At 69.3% G+C, this 15,215-nt stretch carries 12 protein-coding genes; 3 read left to right on the plus strand and 9 right to left on the minus strand.

Going from position 1 to position 15,215, the window contains the following annotated elements; translation table 11 throughout:
* Nucleotides 1-3: 3 nt before the first annotated feature.
* The 5 genes from ACFC2L_RS12215 to ACFC2L_RS12235 form a co-directional block, all read right to left on the minus strand.
* On the minus strand, nt 4-708 hold the full coding sequence (locus ACFC2L_RS12215) for a response regulator (protein WP_375824572.1): 705 nt from the start codon (nt 706-708) through the stop codon (nt 4-6).
* Complete coding sequence (locus ACFC2L_RS12220; protein ID WP_375824573.1) at nt 705-1,997, minus strand: sensor histidine kinase; 1,293 nt, start codon at nt 1,995-1,997, stop codon at nt 705-707. The genes ACFC2L_RS12215 and ACFC2L_RS12220 overlap by 4 nt, the downstream gene beginning before the upstream one ends.
* Nucleotides 1,998-2,006: 9 nt before the next feature.
* Nucleotides 2,007-2,876 (minus strand): lysostaphin resistance A-like protein, encoded by an 870-nt coding sequence (locus ACFC2L_RS12225; RefSeq protein WP_375824574.1) that lies wholly within the window; start codon nt 2,874-2,876, stop codon nt 2,007-2,009.
* Between the two features lie 204 nt (nt 2,877-3,080).
* On the minus strand, nt 3,081-3,893 hold the full coding sequence (locus ACFC2L_RS12230; protein WP_375824575.1) for a GIY-YIG nuclease family protein: 813 nt from the start codon (nt 3,891-3,893) through the stop codon (nt 3,081-3,083).
* A gap of 100 nt (nt 3,894-3,993) precedes the next feature.
* On the minus strand, nt 3,994-4,185 hold the full coding sequence (locus tag ACFC2L_RS12235; protein WP_375824576.1) for a hypothetical protein: 192 nt from the start codon (nt 4,183-4,185) through the stop codon (nt 3,994-3,996).
* A 75-nt stretch (nt 4,186-4,260) separates the two neighbouring features.
* Between ACFC2L_RS12235 and ACFC2L_RS12240 the strand changes: the two genes are divergently transcribed.
* Nucleotides 4,261-5,205: an alpha/beta fold hydrolase gene (locus ACFC2L_RS12240; RefSeq protein WP_375824577.1), complete on the plus strand. Its 945-nt coding sequence runs from the start codon at nt 4,261-4,263 to the stop codon at nt 5,203-5,205.
* The gene (locus ACFC2L_RS12245; protein WP_375824578.1) at nt 5,202-5,645 is read left to right on the plus strand and encodes a MarR family winged helix-turn-helix transcriptional regulator; all 444 of its coding nucleotides are present in this window, start codon (nt 5,202-5,204) and stop codon (nt 5,643-5,645) included. The genes ACFC2L_RS12240 and ACFC2L_RS12245 overlap by 4 nt, the downstream gene beginning before the upstream one ends.
* Before the next feature lie 151 nt (nt 5,646-5,796).
* Here the strand turns inward: ACFC2L_RS12245 and ACFC2L_RS12250 are convergent, their stop codons facing one another.
* On the minus strand, nt 5,797-6,804 hold the full coding sequence (locus tag ACFC2L_RS12250; protein WP_375824688.1) for an IS481 family transposase: 1,008 nt from the start codon (nt 6,802-6,804) through the stop codon (nt 5,797-5,799).
* A gap of 325 nt (nt 6,805-7,129) precedes the next feature.
* On the opposite strand from ACFC2L_RS12250, the gene ACFC2L_RS12255 reads away from it, so the two are divergent.
* Nucleotides 7,130-8,395, plus strand: a complete 1,266-nt coding sequence (locus ACFC2L_RS12255; RefSeq protein WP_375824579.1) for a hypothetical protein — start codon at nt 7,130-7,132, stop codon at nt 8,393-8,395.
* Between the two features lie 261 nt (nt 8,396-8,656).
* Here ACFC2L_RS12255 and ACFC2L_RS12260 read toward each other — a convergent pair whose 3' ends face one another.
* The 3 genes from ACFC2L_RS12260 to ACFC2L_RS12270 all read right to left on the minus strand — a co-directional run bounded on the left by ACFC2L_RS12260 (nt 8,657) and on the right by ACFC2L_RS12270 (nt 15,214).
* On the minus strand, nt 8,657-9,412 hold the full coding sequence (locus tag ACFC2L_RS12260) for a CFI-box-CTERM domain-containing protein (protein ID WP_375824580.1): 756 nt from the start codon (nt 9,410-9,412) through the stop codon (nt 8,657-8,659).
* A 767-nt stretch (nt 9,413-10,179) separates the two neighbouring features.
* On the minus strand, nt 10,180-13,539 hold the full coding sequence (locus tag ACFC2L_RS12265; RefSeq protein ID WP_375824581.1) for a Swt1 family HEPN domain-containing protein: 3,360 nt from the start codon (nt 13,537-13,539) through the stop codon (nt 10,180-10,182).
* Nucleotide 13,540: 1 nt separating this feature from the next.
* On the minus strand, nt 13,541-15,214 hold the full coding sequence (locus tag ACFC2L_RS12270) for a DUF262 domain-containing protein (protein ID WP_375824582.1): 1,674 nt from the start codon (nt 15,212-15,214) through the stop codon (nt 13,541-13,543).
* Between the last annotated feature and the right edge of the window lies 1 nt (nt 15,215).

The following is a 15,215-nucleotide window of genomic DNA, read 5'->3' on the forward strand; positions in this document are numbered from 1 at the left end:
CGTTCAGCCCGTCGCCGAGACCAGGCCCACCCGGTAGGCGAGCACGACCGCCTGCACCCGGTCGCGCAGGCCGAGCTTGGCCAGGATCCGGGACACGTACGTCTTGACGGTCTCCGGCGTGATGACGAGCACGCTCGCGATCTCCGCGTTGGACAGCCCGGCGGCGAGCTGCTCGAGCACCTCGAGCTCGCGCCGGGTCAGGGCGCGCACGACCTCGTCCCGCTCGGGGCGGGAGGCGTCGGTCGGCCGCACGCGCTCGGCGTAGCGGCCGATGAGGGCGCGGGTGACGGTCGGGGCGAGCAGGGACTCGCCCCGGGCGATCGTCCGGATGCCGTCGACCAGCTCGCCGGGAGGGGCGTCCTTGAGCAGGAACCCGCTCGCCCCGGCGCGCAGCGCCTCGTAGACGTACTCGTCGACGTTGAACGTGGTCACCATGAGCACCTTGGTCGGCGTCCCGACGTCGGGGCCGGCGATCTGCCGCGTCGCCTCGATGCCGTCGAGCACGGGCATCCGGACGTCCATGACCACGACGTCGGGTCGCAGCCGTCGCGCGGCCTCGACGGCTGCCCGGCCGTCCTGCGCCTCACCGACGACCTCCATGTCGGCCTGCGCGGAGAAGATGGTGACGTAGCCGACCCGCACCAGCTCCTGGTCCTCGCAGACCAGGACGCGGATCGGGGGCCGTGGCTCCGGCGGCGGGAGGGTCATGGGCTGCTCCTGGTCGGGGCGGTGGTCGGGGCGGTGGGGATCCGGGCCCGCACGCGGAACCCTCCGCCGGGCGTCGGTCCGGCCTCCAGGTCCCCGTCGAGGACCCGGACGCGCTCGCGCAGGCCGGCGAGCCCGCGACCGGCCGACGGTGCTGACGGTGCCGGTGGTGACTGTGGTGCCGGTGGTGCCGCGCCCACGGTGGCGGGCCGGTCCGGCGACGGAGGTCCCGGCCTGGTGACCGACGAGTCGGGTCCGCCGGTGCTCACCTCGGCCTCGACGTGGTCGGCGCCGTGCCGCACGCGGACCGTGGTCGGGCGCCCAGGAGCGTGCTTGAGCGCGTTGGTCAAGCCCTCCTGCACCACCCGGTAGGCGGCGAGCCCGACGGCGTCGGGCAGGTCGCGCCGTCCGCCCTCCTCGGTCCACTCCACCGGTTGGCCGGACCGGCGGGCCTGGTCGACGAGGTCGCCCACGCGGCCGAGGACGGGCGCCCGCTCCGCCGGCGTCGGCTCGCCCGTGGCCTCGAGCACGCCCAGCAGGTGCCGGAGCTCCGTCAGGGCGCGTCGCCCGGTGCCGCTGATCGCGACGAGCCCCTCGGCGGCGCGGTCGGGCGCCGCGGGCAGGAGGTACTGCGCGGCGTCGGCCTGTACGACCATCGCGGTCACGTGGTGCGTCACGACGTCGTGCAGGTCCCTCGCGATCCGCGCGCGCTCCTGGGCCGTCGCGACGGTGGCCGCGAGACGCCGACGCTCGACCTCCTCGGCCCGCCGACGACGCACCTCGGCACCGGCCGACCAGACCACCACCAGGACGAGGTAGAACGCGAGGAACACGGGCAGCCGGTTGGGCGAGCCGAGGCCGGACAGCGTGGCCGCGAGGACGACGTAGCCCCCGGTCACCGCGGCGGCGACGCTCCGGCGGAACCGCGCCAGGTGGGCCCCGGCGGTGTACAGCGCCACGTAGAGGCCGACGCTCGCGAACGTCGGCGGGCAGGCCAGCACCTGCGCCGCGGCGAAGGCGGCGCCGACGACGGCGAGGCAGACCCCGGGTACGCGGCGGCGGAACGCGAGCGGCAGGCACTGCGCGAGGGCGAGCGTCACCGTCAGCGCGTCCGTCGTCCGCTCGGGCAGGTCGCCGAGCTCGACCCCGATCGTCGAGAGCGTCGGGACGAACCCGAGCACCGCGAGGGCGACCGCGAGCGACGTGTCCAGCGCGACCTGCCGTCCCGGTCGCCACCGTCGACGCGGCTCACCGGGGCGTGACGCCCGGTCGAGGACGGGGTTGTCGGGCACGGCCCGAGCCTACGGGCGACGACGGCGGGCCGGGACCCACGTCCCACGCCGGTGCGCGAGCACGAGCATCGGGACGGCGATCAGCGCGCCGAGCACCACGGTCACCACCGATCCCTCGATGCCGAACGCTCCGCCCGTCAGCAGGCTCGGCCCCGAGACGTCGGCGACCAGCAGGCCCGCGGAGGCGTGCCCCGAGACGGGGATGCCGAGCAACGCGATCGTGGCGTTCCAGGCGAGGTGCAGGCCGATGGCGAACCACAGGTTCCGCCGCCAGAGGAACGCGGCGCCGAGCAGTCCGCCCGCCTCGATCGCGATCGCCAGCGCGCTCCACGCGGTCGCGGCGGGGTTGAACAGGTGCGTCAGACCGAAGAACAGGGCAGTGATCCCCAGCGCGACCCAGCTCCCGAGCAGACGCTCGAGCGCCTGGAGCGCGAAGCCACGGAACATGAGCTCCTCGGTGACGGCGGCGCCGACGGTCACTGCGACGATCGGTGCCACCACCGCGAGGAGGTCGCCGTCGGCGACGCGGAACGTGTAGCCGCCGAGGACCGTGACGACGGCCGCGGACACCGCGACGAAGCCGAGCCCGACCGCGGCGCCCAGCAGCGCCTCCGGCACCGCGCGGCGGCCGGCGAGCTCGGGCGTGCGGCGGTGGGCGACGAACCGCATGACCACCCGGTAGACGACGACCGCGAGCGCCGCGCCCAGCACGGGGAGCAGCAGGAACTGTTCGGCCGACGCCGTCAGACCTCCGACGAGGGCGACGCCGACCACGCCGATCAGCATCCACGTCAGGGGGTGCCGCAGGAAGCGGGACGCCGGTCCGGGGCCGTCGTCCTCCCCGGTCCGGGGGCGGGGTGTCGTGGTCGTCGTGCTCATGCGGGCCTCCGTCGCTGTGCCTGACCGCCCAGCTGGGCGACCACCAGCAACGCTAGGAATCCGGGCGCTCCGGCGAATCACCCCCGGGTGAGCAGTCGGGGTAGCTCTCACGGGGGACCGGCGCCGCGGCAGGCTCGTGTCGCGACGACCCGGGCTGCCGGCGCCGCGGGCGGCCGCGGCGGCTCGCCACGCCACACCCGGATCTCAGTTCCGGTTCAGGCCGTGCCTCCGCGAGTCCAGGGCGACCTTGAAGTGGCTCTCGGCCTCGTCGATCACCCGCGTCGGTGTCGACGGGTCGAACACCCGCAGCAGCGAGAAGCGGAAGTAGGTCGGGTCGACGGTGCGCAGCTCGACGTTGCCACCGTGGCCGTTGGTCGCGTACGCGGTCCAGCGCTGCCGGATGCTCTCCGCACCGTCGGCCTTGCCCACGTAGTGCCGACCGTCGCGGGTGTCGGTGATCAGGTAGACACCGACGACGGAGGCCAGCGCCGTGCGCCACGCGGCATAGCGGTGCTCGCGCATCACCGCCTGCAGCTGCGCATGGTCCAGCACGAGCCGGTCGAACCCCGGGAACGGCACGGGCCGCACGTCGGCGATCTCCATGACCGGATATCCCGCCGCGGTCGGGCCGTTGAGCCGCCACGTGCGCGGCGACCGCCAACCGATCACCAACCGGTCCCTCAGGTCCGCGAGCCGCTCGGACCTGACCAGGTCGAACGTGCGGAGGGCCCCGTCGTTCGAGACCTCACCGCGGTTCTCCAGCACCGACCACAGCCGCGCCCGGTCTCCGCCCTCGCGGACGAACACGACCCAGATGCCCGGCGGAGCAGCCGGGAAGATCCGCGGCGACGCCGACTGCCGGCGTGTGTACGCCAGGATCTCGTCGTCGGTCGAGTCCGCGTGGATGCCCGGCAGGCCCGTGTCCTCGTGCTCCTTGACGAAGGCGTGCCGGATCACGAGGGCCTCCGCGGGGTCGATGAGCCCGCTGCGCAGGATCGGTTCAAGCGTCAGTGTCATGGATGGTCGGTCTCCCCTGTCGTCGTCATGGCGTACCGCTCGCCGTCGTCGAGGCCGTCCTGCGCGGTCGAAGGCGGGCTCTCGGCCCGAGTGCGGGCCGTCACCAGTCGACGACACGCGCCACGACGCTTCCCACGCCCCGGACGAGCCAGACGATGCCGCGCCCGACGTTCACGACGACGCCGACGAGGTCGACGAGCTCGAGGACTCTGGCGATGCCGCGCCCGAGGGCTCGGAACGGTCGCCACACCTGGTACCAGAAGCCCCGTCGCGGCCGGTTCGGCGGATTCACGACCGAAGCGTGCCACACACGACCCGTTCTCGGCCGCTCGTCCACGTGCTTCGCACGCCCGCTAGGGTACTTCGCATGCGAAACGACGACCTGGCGACGGTGGACTCCGAGGAGCTGCGGATCCAGATCCCGGCGGGCGGCTGGGTCGTCGGCACGGTGCGCAGGCCCGCCGCGGAGCCGCCCCGCGGCGTCGTGGTGATCCACCCCGCGACGGCGGTCCCCGAGCGCCTGTACACGGGGTTCGCGGAGTTCCTCGCCGCCCACGGGTACGTGGCCGTCACCTACGACTACCGTGGCACCGGCCGGTCCGGCAGCCCGCGCGCCCACCGCGGCCTGCGCATGCGCGACTGGATGGCCGACGACGTCCCCGCGGTCGCCGCGTGGGCCCGCCCGCGGTTCGGCGACGTGCCGCAGCTCGCCGTCGGGCACAGCATCGGCGGGCACGCGCTCGCGCTCGGACGGGGCTCCCGAGGCCTGGCCGGGTTCGTCACGGTCGCGTCCCACGTCGCCGCGACGTCCACCGTCCCCGACCGCGCCGAGCGGGCGCGCGTCCGACTGATCCTGCGGGTGCTCGGCCCCGCGACGGCCCGGATGCTCGGCTACGTCCCCGGCCGCCGCCTGAGCCTCGGGGAGGACATGCCCGCCGCCGCGATGCTCGAGTGGGGCCGCTGGTCGACCCTGCCGGGCTACTTCTTCGACGACCCGACCATGCACGCCGCCGCGGACGCGGCCCGCGTCACCGGCGACGTCCTCGCCGTCGGGTTCACCGACGACCCGTGGGCCACCCCCACCCAGATCGACGCGATCACCGACCGCCTCACGGCCGCTCGCGTCGAGCGACGGACGTGGAGCCCCACCGACGGCGGCGTGGAGAGGATCGGCCACATGGGCTTCTTCCGCCGGGGCCTGCGCGACACGCTCTGGCCCGAGCTCCTCGCCTGGCTCGACGCCCGCGCGGGGGCCGCCCCGGCGCAGGAGGACGGCAACGTCCGCTTCCCTGCCAGGAAGCCGCGAGGATGACGCGTCGACCGCCACGGCTGGTGTTCCTCACCACCGCGGCGGAGCGTCAGATGCGGCGCTGGATCGCGCGACGCGGCAGCGCGCACGGCACCGGGAACGGCGGCCAGGGATTCGGCGCCCCCGCCGCCGGCGTGCTCCTGCACCTCGCCGACCACCCCGGCGCGACGATCGGCGAGGTCACGACCGCCCTGCAGGCCTCCCCCGCCGGCACCAGCGGCCTGCTTGCCCGCATGGAGCGCGCCGACCTCGTGCGACGTCGCGCCGACCCCGACGACCGACGCACCGTCCGCCTGGACCTCACGCCCACCGGCACCGCGGCGCTCGACGACGTCCGCGCCGCGCTCGCCGAGCTCAACGACCGCCTCACCGAGGGCTTCACCCCCGACGAGCTGGCCACCGTCGCCCGCTGGCTCGAGCACGTCACGCGCGCACTCCCGTAGTTCGCGGGCGCAGTCGTGCGCGCCCTCTCAACCTCCTGGTTCCGTGCCCGCGCTTCCCTCCGAGCCGCACGCGGGTCACGGCGGCCGTCAGGGACGCACGGCCCTCCGAACAGGAAGAGACCATCGGACGGTGTCCCGCCTGACCCAACGCCTAGATGTTGCTGGCCATGACGTTGGTGACGCCTGAGCGGAGTTGTGCTGCTGGGGGCTGGTTCCCGGCGGCGGTGTGGGGTCGATGGTAGTTGTAGTGGATGTTCCAGGTGCTGATCGCCTGCGCGCGTTCGTCTTCGCTGTTCCAGGCGCGGGCGTAGAGGACCTCGTCGGTCAGGATGCGTTGGTAGCGCTCGACCTTGCCGTTGTGTCGCGGGGTGTAGGGGCGGGTGCGCTGGTGGCGTGAGGCGAGGGCGGTGACGGTGCGGGCGAAGGTGGCGGCGCGGTAGTTCGCACCGTTGTCGGTCACGACGCGCACGATGCGGTGGATGGCGTGGGCGGCGAAGAAGGCCCGGGCGCGGTGGAAGAAGCCGATCGTGGTCGAGGCCTTCTCGTCGGGCAGGTGCTCGGTGTAGGCCAGGCGGGAGTACCCGTCGATGATGGAGTGCAGGTAGACGTATCCGGCCCGGGCACCGCGGGTCTTGGCGCGCTGGGCGGTCTTGTCCTGGGCCGAGCCGCGCCCGTGGACGCGCCATCCGCCACCGTCGGGGATGCGCCCGACCTTCTTGACGTCGATGTGGACCATGTGACCCGGGTAGCGGGCCACGATCGTGCCTGGGCGACGGTTTGAGGAGCCGTCGGGGTCCAGGTACCGGCGGCGGTTGATCCCCAGGCGTTCCAGCCACCGGCCCACGGTCCGTTCGCTGACCCGGTGCCCTTCGCCGACGAGCTCGAGCGCAATCCGCCGCGCGGACCACTTGCGCTGGCGGCGCAGTGTCTCGATCCGGTTCACGACTTCGTCCGGGAGCTGGGTCGGCGACCTGTGCGGGACGCTCGCCCGGTCGTGCAGGCCGGCCTCCCCGAGCCGGTCGTAGCGGTGCTTCCACTTCGACAGGCAAGCGCGCGAGATGCCCGCTTCAGCAGCGACGTGAGCGATCGGACGACTCCGGCAGCGCTCGATCAGGCGCAGGCGTCCGGCAGGGGTCAACGGGGCGTTAGCGTGAGTCATGAAGGGGTAGGTCTTCCTCGGCAAGGACGGTTGGTCGCACTTCCATCCTGCCGCCAGGCCTACCCCTTCCTCACGCCCAACCCCGCGTCACCAACGTCATGACCCGCAACACCTAGAAGTTGATCATCTTCAGCGGGTGGCTGCTGCTCGCCTATTCGAGGTGCGGAGTCGGTGGACTCCGTGCCGGTTTGCAGGACGTGGGCGTTGAACGTGACTCGGTCGACGATCGCGGAGACGAGTCGGGGGCCGGGGAACACGGTTCAGCGGTCGCTCCCGGAGCCACCTCGTGTGTTGCAGCAGGCACCGATCGTGTACCAATAGGCCCATGGATCTGCCAACGGCGATCGTCATGATGAACTCCACGGTGTCCCTCGACGGCCGAAGCGACGCCGCGCTTGCAGCGGAGGTCGATCGGGCCGCCCGGGCCGATCATCCGGGAAGTCCCGTAAAGGGTGTGGTCACGCCAGCTGCGGGGCTTGGCGGCGCGATCCGGGTACGCCCAGTGGATGCAATGCTCCGCCTTTCACGCCTTACGGCTCCGCTCATCCCCAGCGACGTCACGAGTCAATACGAGCATTGGGGCCGGCTGCGCTACCTAGGTGTCTTCGACCGAGGCAGTGCAGGCGAGCTACGCCTTGGCACCGCGGGAAGGCAGGTGCGAGGCAACCAACGGCGAGTGATGTCCGAGGAGCTCGGCGTGGGTTTCGGAGCGTTGCTGGCTGAACACTGGTGCCGCGCCCAGGGCTTTACCGGCGCCATTCGGTTCGCCGACGTTGACCAAGTCCTTCAGGGAGCGTACCCAGGCATCTATGCCCGCATGGTCGCGGGCCGGCAGCCGGACTACCTGATTCAGCTCCCCTCCCCACGCCAGCCACGCCGGGTCTCGCATCGGCTGCTCGAGTGCAAAGGCACGACGAGCAGCCGATACGCGGTCAACCAGCTAGCTCGAGCTGTGACTCAATTGGCGTCGCTCAGCGTGAACGGGACCACGCCCACGGGTATCGCCGTATCGACCGTCTCGGCAGGCGACTCGGTGAGGTACCTGGCAGTCGATCCTGGCGACGACGAAGTGGGGTGGATGACTGACCGTTTTGGGGTCGCCCGGGGCCGCTCTGAGAAGCGCTCGGCGCAAATGCTTGGCGACGTCCTACACGCCGACGCGGATGACTTCTTCAGTTCGGTCACGGCGGTAGCGATGGGGTCGTTGGCGGACTACGCAGGGAGTGCAGCGGCCGTGGACTGGCTCCCGACGCGGGTCTCTGAAAGGCTCGGACGGCGAGCTGTGCGTGGCCGTGTCGAGGAGAACGAGTTGGGGGTGTTCGAGGGGCAGGAGCTGTTCTTCCCAGCCCCGGGTTCGCGCGGTCTGCTCCGCATCTTCCAGGGCGTCGACAAGGGCGTACTCGACGGCATACGGCACCACGACATCGCCGAGGTCGAGGAGTCCCAAGTCCGCGTAACCACCATGTTGCCGGAGTACAGTGGCGGCCGCTTCGCTGACTCACAGGACATCGAGCGCGCCACGAGTGCCGTGTCGCCGGAGGGCGCCATGCTTTCCCTGACGTTGGTCAACGGGCGCACGGCCGGCCTGTAGATGCGCGGCAGACCGCAACGCGGTCGCACCGACACTCCCACAGCGCTCCGGCAAAGTCAGTTGTCACCTATCCGTGCAGCAGACCCTGCTCGGAAGGGTGTCGCTACGGGGCAGGTTCCTCGTAGCGCGTGGCAATGAGCCGGGCAGCCAGTTCGGCGGACTCACGTTCAGTCGTGCGCGCCAAGATCCCCGCAGCGCCAATCGCATGAACGAGGAGGGAGTGCGACTACCGAGCGCCATTAGGAGACTGTTGAGTGCCGTTCAGCGGCTCGTCACGTTGGTGGGATCGGCGTAGGGGCGGCCCTCGAACCCGCGGTCCTGAAGGCGAACAACCCAGCGGTCCAGAACTGCCCGGATCGGTACCTGGACTCCGCGGAAGCGAGCCAGAGTGCGGACGAAGGTCGGGCTAAGGGCGTAGTAGATGCGGATGAACGCCCGCCCAGACATCGTCAGCGCTAGCCGCTCATCGCGATACCGGCGCAGGGTCCAGAGGGGCTCGCAGTCGTACGTGCCATACACCGCTGTTGCGACGTAGCACCCCGAACCCTTGGACTGCCCAGAACTTGTCGCCAGTGCCCGCCCTGTCGAGGTCGGTAGCGATGAGAGTTCCTCGTCGACGTGGGCGATGTTGGACGCGTACGAACCCATGTACGTCGCGATTCGCGGTGGCATCGTGCGATCGAGTCGGGTGAGGAGCTCCTTGAGTTCACGAAGCCGGCGCGTGAACTCGTCGCGTGTCATCTCCTGCGCCCCAGGACGCTGCAGTGCATCGACCGTGAGCAACTTGACCATCGCCTTGTTGTGGTCGCGCAAGAACTCGGACTCCGTGTTTGTTGCGACGGCGTAGCCGTCCGCATAGTGCAGCCAGTCACCCGTGAAGCCATCGATCTGATCCAGTGCTTGCTTCTCGTAGTCGCGGATCTCCGCCGGCGTCATGGAGGGGTCGCGCTCTGCGCGCCTGAGCCGCATGGTGCACATACGCATCTCGCCGTAGAAATCGTTGAAGTCCGTGGCCACTTGCGGGATCACTCCTCGTGTTGCCTGAGCGGGGGCGGCAGTCTCGGGCAAGACGCTACAGCGTGTTGTCGCCTCCACCTCGGCAGGGGCACGCGCTCACCAAGGACTTGGGCAGGTCGTGCTCGTCACTCCATGGGCCGTGCCATCTGAGCGTGTGCGGACACCGCGGAAGTCGGTGCTTCTAGCTTCCGTGGGCTCGCATGTGGTCATGGATCGGGCCCCGAGCCCAAAAAGAGGCCCGGACCTGCGGAAATCCGCAGATCCGGGCCTCCGACCATGTGTGACTGAGTTCACATCAGAGTGGCAATCTCAGAAGTTGATCGTCAAGTCAGGGGTCTCAGAATCGTTGAATTTCCGCGGTTTCTGCAGTTGCTCCGAGCGCTCGTGCAACTCGCGTGCCATTCGAAACGGAGCTGCGGACGCATCGCGAACATGTGTTCCTTGGAGAGTACGACACGCCTAGTCACGGCATCTTCTTGCCTCACCCGTCGGTACGCCCGCAAAGACGGTCAGCTGCGCCGTACGTCGCACGGGCGGTTGGCGCCGGAGCACGGTGAGGTCGCGGTCTTCCCGCTCAAAGTGGATCCTCGGCGACCAACTCCTCGCCGAGGCACAGTCACCGGCAGCCGCAGGACCGTGGCCTGGGAGACCCGGTGACCGTCATTACGCTCCATCGTCGCGCTGACAAGCGCGTCGGCGCACTGGATGAAGTGGGTCGCCGTGAACGGCTCGAACCTCGACAGCCGAGCCGACCTCTCGAGGCGCCCTCACGACTTTTCGAATCCCGACTGTTCAAACTTCAAGGTTTTCGCGTTCTCCGACACCGTGCGGATCGTGCTTTCACCGAAACCGTCGTGCTTCGTCGCCTCAATCTCGATCCGAACCGTCATCTGCGCCCCGACATCACGAAGGTTGGCGATGACCTCTTCAGCGATGTTCCTGAACTCCAGTGCATAGCGGTCCGGATTGAGCTCCTTCACGCCGAAGAATCGTTTGGCGAGCTCGACGACGATGGGCGGGTCGACGGGAGCCGGCCATACAACTGGCTCCACGGTAGTCTCGCCATTGTCGCCGGGCACCTGGCCGACCGATTCCGGCGCTGGACTCACAGCCGCAGCCTCCCGCTCGCGCTGGACGACGGCAACGTCCGGGCGGACGAGAAGGACCGAGTCGTTCGCAGCAGGCGCAGACTCCTTGTCCTCCGGCGTCCAGAGCCCGATATAGCGCGTCTGGTCCGCGTCGTATCCGGTCGCGAGCGCGAACGCATCGGTCGACCAGAGCAGCGGGAGGTCGACGATGCCGGACGCGAGCACCGACTCGTCTCGCAAGCGCGGCATGTACGGGTACTGCGAGTACAGCCCCCACAGCGTGCCGAGCGAGACATGGCCGCTCGCCCAGATCTGCGGCACCTTGCCAATGGAGAGCCGGATGTTCGACGCCGCCTGCCGTGTCGATAGGTCGCCGTCAGACCCGAGGCGCTTCGAGACACGCTCCGCCAACGACGGGGCCTGCCCTTCGACCTTCACCTCGCGGATCCCGAAAGGCGCCGCCGGGTCCGGCTGGGCCGGTACCAGCGTCCAGGTGAAGGTCTGCAGCAGCCGCGCCTCAACGGTCTGGTCGGCCTGGGCCTTGCGCTGCATCGCCTGGTTTCGCTGGTTCGCAGTCAGGTCGAGGTCGGCCTCGTTGACCAGGACGTGGCTCCACCCGAGGTAGTCGCGCGTGGCCGTGACGAGCTCCTCGAGGCGCGCCTCGTCCGCGGCGAGGAATACCACCATGTTGCGATGAGTCCGGTTCGCCGTCCCCCGCTGCTCGGTCGCCTTGAACGCGAACGCCTTGGCAGGCGAGTCGGTCTTCGACTTATGCGCGACCTTCGGGTGCAGGATGACGAGCCGAGCCTCGTCAATGTCCGGGATGTCGGCGTTCGAGTCCGGGCACACGTGCACGCCCGCAAAGTCACCGCTGGTACGCGCCTGGCCCTGGAGGCGCCGCACGATCTCGACCCACACGTCCTCGATGTGTAGCCGTTCGGCCTGATCCTTAGCCGTGCGGGTAATGTTCGCCTGGAGGTCATACCAGTACTTGCCCGACCCGGCGTAGAAATACGTCGCCCGGTCCGCGAGCTGGGTCAGCGCCGAGTGGAAGTTGCCTGGCACGTCTCCGGGGATCGCCGTCCCGAGGAAGACCCGCTGGGTCTCCAGGCCCTTGTGCGCAGAGCCGATCGTCGGGGCGGCGCCGAAGAAGACCGTGCGCGCGAGCCGCTTCGTCAGCGCCCGCTGCCCGAAGACCGGCTTTGCCTGGTCAATCCGGGCCGGCTCCGAGTTCGGGCCATCGACGTCGGCGTCGATGATCGCCTTCCACGAGTCCTGCAGGTACTGCGTCAGCTCAGCGTTCACGGACGCGGTCGCGAGCGGAACCGACCCGGGCATGATTATCGGCGAGGCGTCCTCCCCGACCCACAGGGCATGGATCACCGTCGACATCAGGCGCAATACGCCACGTGTGCGCTGGAAACGCTCGAGCGACGACCACTCCTCGTAGAGCCGGTCGAAGAGCTCCGGGTGGATCGGGTAGGTCCGCCGGATCCGGTCCTCGTATGCGATGTCACGGGCCTCGCGCGGGAAGTCGTCGGTGTAATTGCGATACATCTCCATGTACGACTTCGCCGTCGCATTGATCGCCGCCAGCGCGGCCGCATCGGGCTGCTTGAAGAGGCGTTGCTTGACGATCTGGTACGCCTCGACCGGCGACGCCTGCCGCCACTGGTCGGCTACACGCCGCACCACGTTTTGCAGTCTCTTGAGCGCCTCCAGGCCGTTGGACCCGCCGACCTCCTCGGCGTTCCCCGCCACTTCCTTCTCGACGTCGTCGCCCGTCGACGACGCCGGGATCGAGATGGCCAGCAGCACACCCTTAGTCCCCTTGGCCGCCTCGGTCAGCGTCTGCGCAAAGGTGAACTGGTCGTCGAACGTGCCACCCGCGAGGTCGTCACGGCCGACGAGCGAGCGGGCGTAGGCGACCCACTCGTCGATGAGGATGATGGCAGGGGCGTAGCGCGCGAGCACCTCGTGGAGCGCCTGGCCGGGGTGGGTGCGGTCGATGTCGGACTTCGCGACGATCGCGTACGCCTCGGCCCCACCGAGCTGCCATGCCAGCTCGCCCCACATTGTGTTGACGCGAGTGCCGTCGGCCTTCGTGACGCCCGACGGCGAGAAGTGGTTGCCGACGATCGCAACCCGGTTCACTTTCGTGCCCGAGTACCCGTTCGCCTGCAGCAACTCCTGCGTCTCCTGCGGGTACACGCCCAGCGGCAGACCAGCCGCCACGTGCCACAGCGACAGCATCGAGTGAGTCTTTCCGCCGCCGAAGTTCGTCTGAAGGTTGATCACGGGGGGTGCGTTGTCGTCGCCCGAGATACGTCGCACCGCCCGCCCGATGAGCTGCGAGAGACCTTCGGTCAAGTAGGTCCGCTGGAAGAACGTCGCCGGGTCCGCGTAGCCCGAGTCCTTCTCGTCGCCCGTCGCGACCTTGTACAGGTCTGCCGCGAACTCAGACGCCGCGAAGTTGTTGGTCGCGACGTCGTCATGCGGCTGCAACACCTCACGCCATGGATGCAGACCCGACGCCGTCGGCAGGTCCACCGCCGCCTTGAGGACCTTCTTGTCCTCCTTGTCCGCCGCCACCCGGCGCAGGTCCTGCCGCGTAGCCGCCACCTTGTCTGCCTCGGATGGCGCCCCGACCAGGCGGAGTAGCCGCTCCCCCGTGTCGAGAGCGCGGTAGGCGTCGTCGTCGGAGAACGACCCGTTGTGTGCCCACGTGTTGCGCACTTCGCGCAGCTCGCTCGCGTAGAACTGACCTGCGCGACCGAGCGCCTCATCGAACGGGAACCATCCGGGCTTGACCGCGGCAGTGATGTTGCCCTCGGTCAAGATGCGGAGCTGGACCTGCGGGTCGAGCGGGTCGTACTGCTTGTCGACTCCCTTCTTCGCGTCCTTCGCTGCCACGAGCTTGGCCCACTGCGCGCCGAGCTGCGGGTTTGCCCGCCCGACGACGCCGGAGATGAAGTCGTCGAGCGCGGGCGCCATGACCTCGAACATCCGGTTGACGCGGTCGCGGTTACTCAGTGCCATCTCAGGACAACTCCCACTCGTTGGTCAGCAGGGCCGAAAGCTCCTGCTGTCGTGCCGCCACGACTGTCGGGTTCCACACGTCGTGCCCGAGCACCTGCGTCGTCAGGGCGAACACCGCGGACCCGGTCGACGTCGTGAAGTACTTCGCCTTCTTTGTCGCGAAGTCGTAGTTTCGCGCCTGGCTGTTCTTCCGCGCGTTGAGGAGTAGCAAGTTGCCCAGCCGATGCGTCCAGTAGGCCCTGTCGTCCTCGGTGAAAGCGACCAGCCACTCGCTGTCCGCCGCGGGCGTCTGCGGGAGAACGTGCTCGATGCTGATGATGCTGTGCGAGTAGCTCGCGCCCGGCTCCTTGGCGAGCAGCTCGTCGAGCCGCAGCAGCACGTACCGGGCCCGCTGCGTCTGCATGCGGTAGACCTCGCCGTTGATCGCGTCCCGCGACTCCTCCTTCTCCTGCGCCGAGAGGTCAAAGGCCGGCGCGTCGAGCCCGTCTCCGTCCTTGAGCTGCTTGAGCAGGTCCAGGTAGCGGGTGATGCGCGGCGTCGTGTACTCGCGCCGCAGCAAGAAGCTCGCCGCGAGCCGCTCCAGCTTTCGGAGGAACTCCGCAAGGAAGGGCGCGTCGTCGGGGTGGTGCTTCAACGCCCAGAGCGCGCACGCGCGCCAGTCCTTGTTGTCGATCAGAGCGAGGCGCTTGAGCCAGTCGTTGACCGTCTGCCATTCATAGCCCGGGCCGAAGTCTCGCGCGACCGTGCGCTCGAACGCCTTCGCATAAGGCAGCAACAACTCGTCGATGAACTCGGCGGAGCGACCGTCGTCCAGGTACTGATCCAGAACCTGCTCAGGAAACTCGCGAAGCAGCTCGCGTCGGGCGCGGTCTCCGTTTACCACGGTTCGGAGGTCTCGGAACAGCTCGGTGAAGTCGTCGCTGCCGAGTGCCTCCTCTGCAGCTTCCCACTGCTTCGCATAGTCCGACTCGTCGTCCAACGATCCGATGACCTTGGACTTGAAGATGTCGGCAGGCGCGAGATCGAGGCCTCGCGCGTTCATAACGCTGAAGATCCGGTAGGCGCTGTTGAGATCGGGCGTGCTCACCACAACGAGGAAGGTCCGGGTGCTCGCGAGCGTCGCGAGCAGGCGACGCTTCGACTCGTCCCACGTGAGGAGGCGCTTGTATAGCACGGACGCGTTGTTGCGGATGGCTCGCTGCGGCTCACTCCCCGCCGCGCTGTCCGTCACCTCGATGAGCGCACCGATGTTGCCCGGAGTCTGTACGTACTTCGAGAAGAACGAGCGGTCCTGCTTGCGCAGTGCGAGGCGAGGCTTCGGCGCGATACCGGCAAGCTCGGAGCCAGGTTCCAGCACGAGGTCGGCTAACTCGCCTGCGAACTTCCCGGAGCTCAGGTCCCGAAGGATGCTGAAGAGCAGGCTCAACGTCGTCAGCCGCTGCTGGCCATCGATGACGTCGAACTGCGTCTCCGATCGCTGCACGAGCACCAGCGACCCAAGGAAGTACGGGTCGTCCGGGTCGCGCTCAAGGCTCTCCTCAAGGTCGTCGAGCAGCTGAAGCGCCTGGTCCGTGCCCCACCGGTACGGCCGCTGGTAGTCGGGGATCTCGAACTCGTAGTCGCTGGAAAACACCTTCCGCAGCGGATGCTCCTGCGCCGTGAGGGTCTTCTGCACG

Origin of the sequence: Cellulosimicrobium sp. NPDC055967, assembly GCF_042269845.1 — a bacterium.
GTDB lineage: Bacteria > Actinomycetota > Actinomycetes > Actinomycetales > Cellulomonadaceae > Cellulosimicrobium.

What these genes read in the sequence shown, in the direction of transcription:
- ACFC2L_RS12265 (WP_375824581.1), bottom strand. Translation starts at nt 13,539, where the DNA reads ATGGCACTGAGTAACCGCGACCGCGTCAACCGGATGTTCGAGGTCATG.
- ACFC2L_RS12245 (WP_375824578.1), top strand. Translation starts at nt 5,202, where the DNA reads ATGACGCGTCGACCGCCACGGCTGGTGTTCCTCACCACCGCGGCGGAG.
- ACFC2L_RS12250 (WP_375824688.1), bottom strand. Translation starts at nt 6,804, where the DNA reads ATGACTCACGCTAACGCCCCGTTGACCCCTGCCGGACGCCTGCGCCTG.
- ACFC2L_RS12225 (WP_375824574.1), bottom strand. Translation starts at nt 2,876, where the DNA reads ATGAGCACGACGACCACGACACCCCGCCCCCGGACCGGGGAGGACGAC.
- ACFC2L_RS12230 (WP_375824575.1), bottom strand. Translation starts at nt 3,893, where the DNA reads ATGACACTGACGCTTGAACCGATCCTGCGCAGCGGGCTCATCGACCCC.
- ACFC2L_RS12255 (WP_375824579.1), top strand. Translation starts at nt 7,130, where the DNA reads ATGGATCTGCCAACGGCGATCGTCATGATGAACTCCACGGTGTCCCTC.
- ACFC2L_RS12215 (WP_375824572.1), bottom strand. Translation starts at nt 708, where the DNA reads ATGACCCTCCCGCCGCCGGAGCCACGGCCCCCGATCCGCGTCCTGGTC.
- ACFC2L_RS12240 (WP_375824577.1), top strand. Translation starts at nt 4,261, where the DNA reads ATGCGAAACGACGACCTGGCGACGGTGGACTCCGAGGAGCTGCGGATC.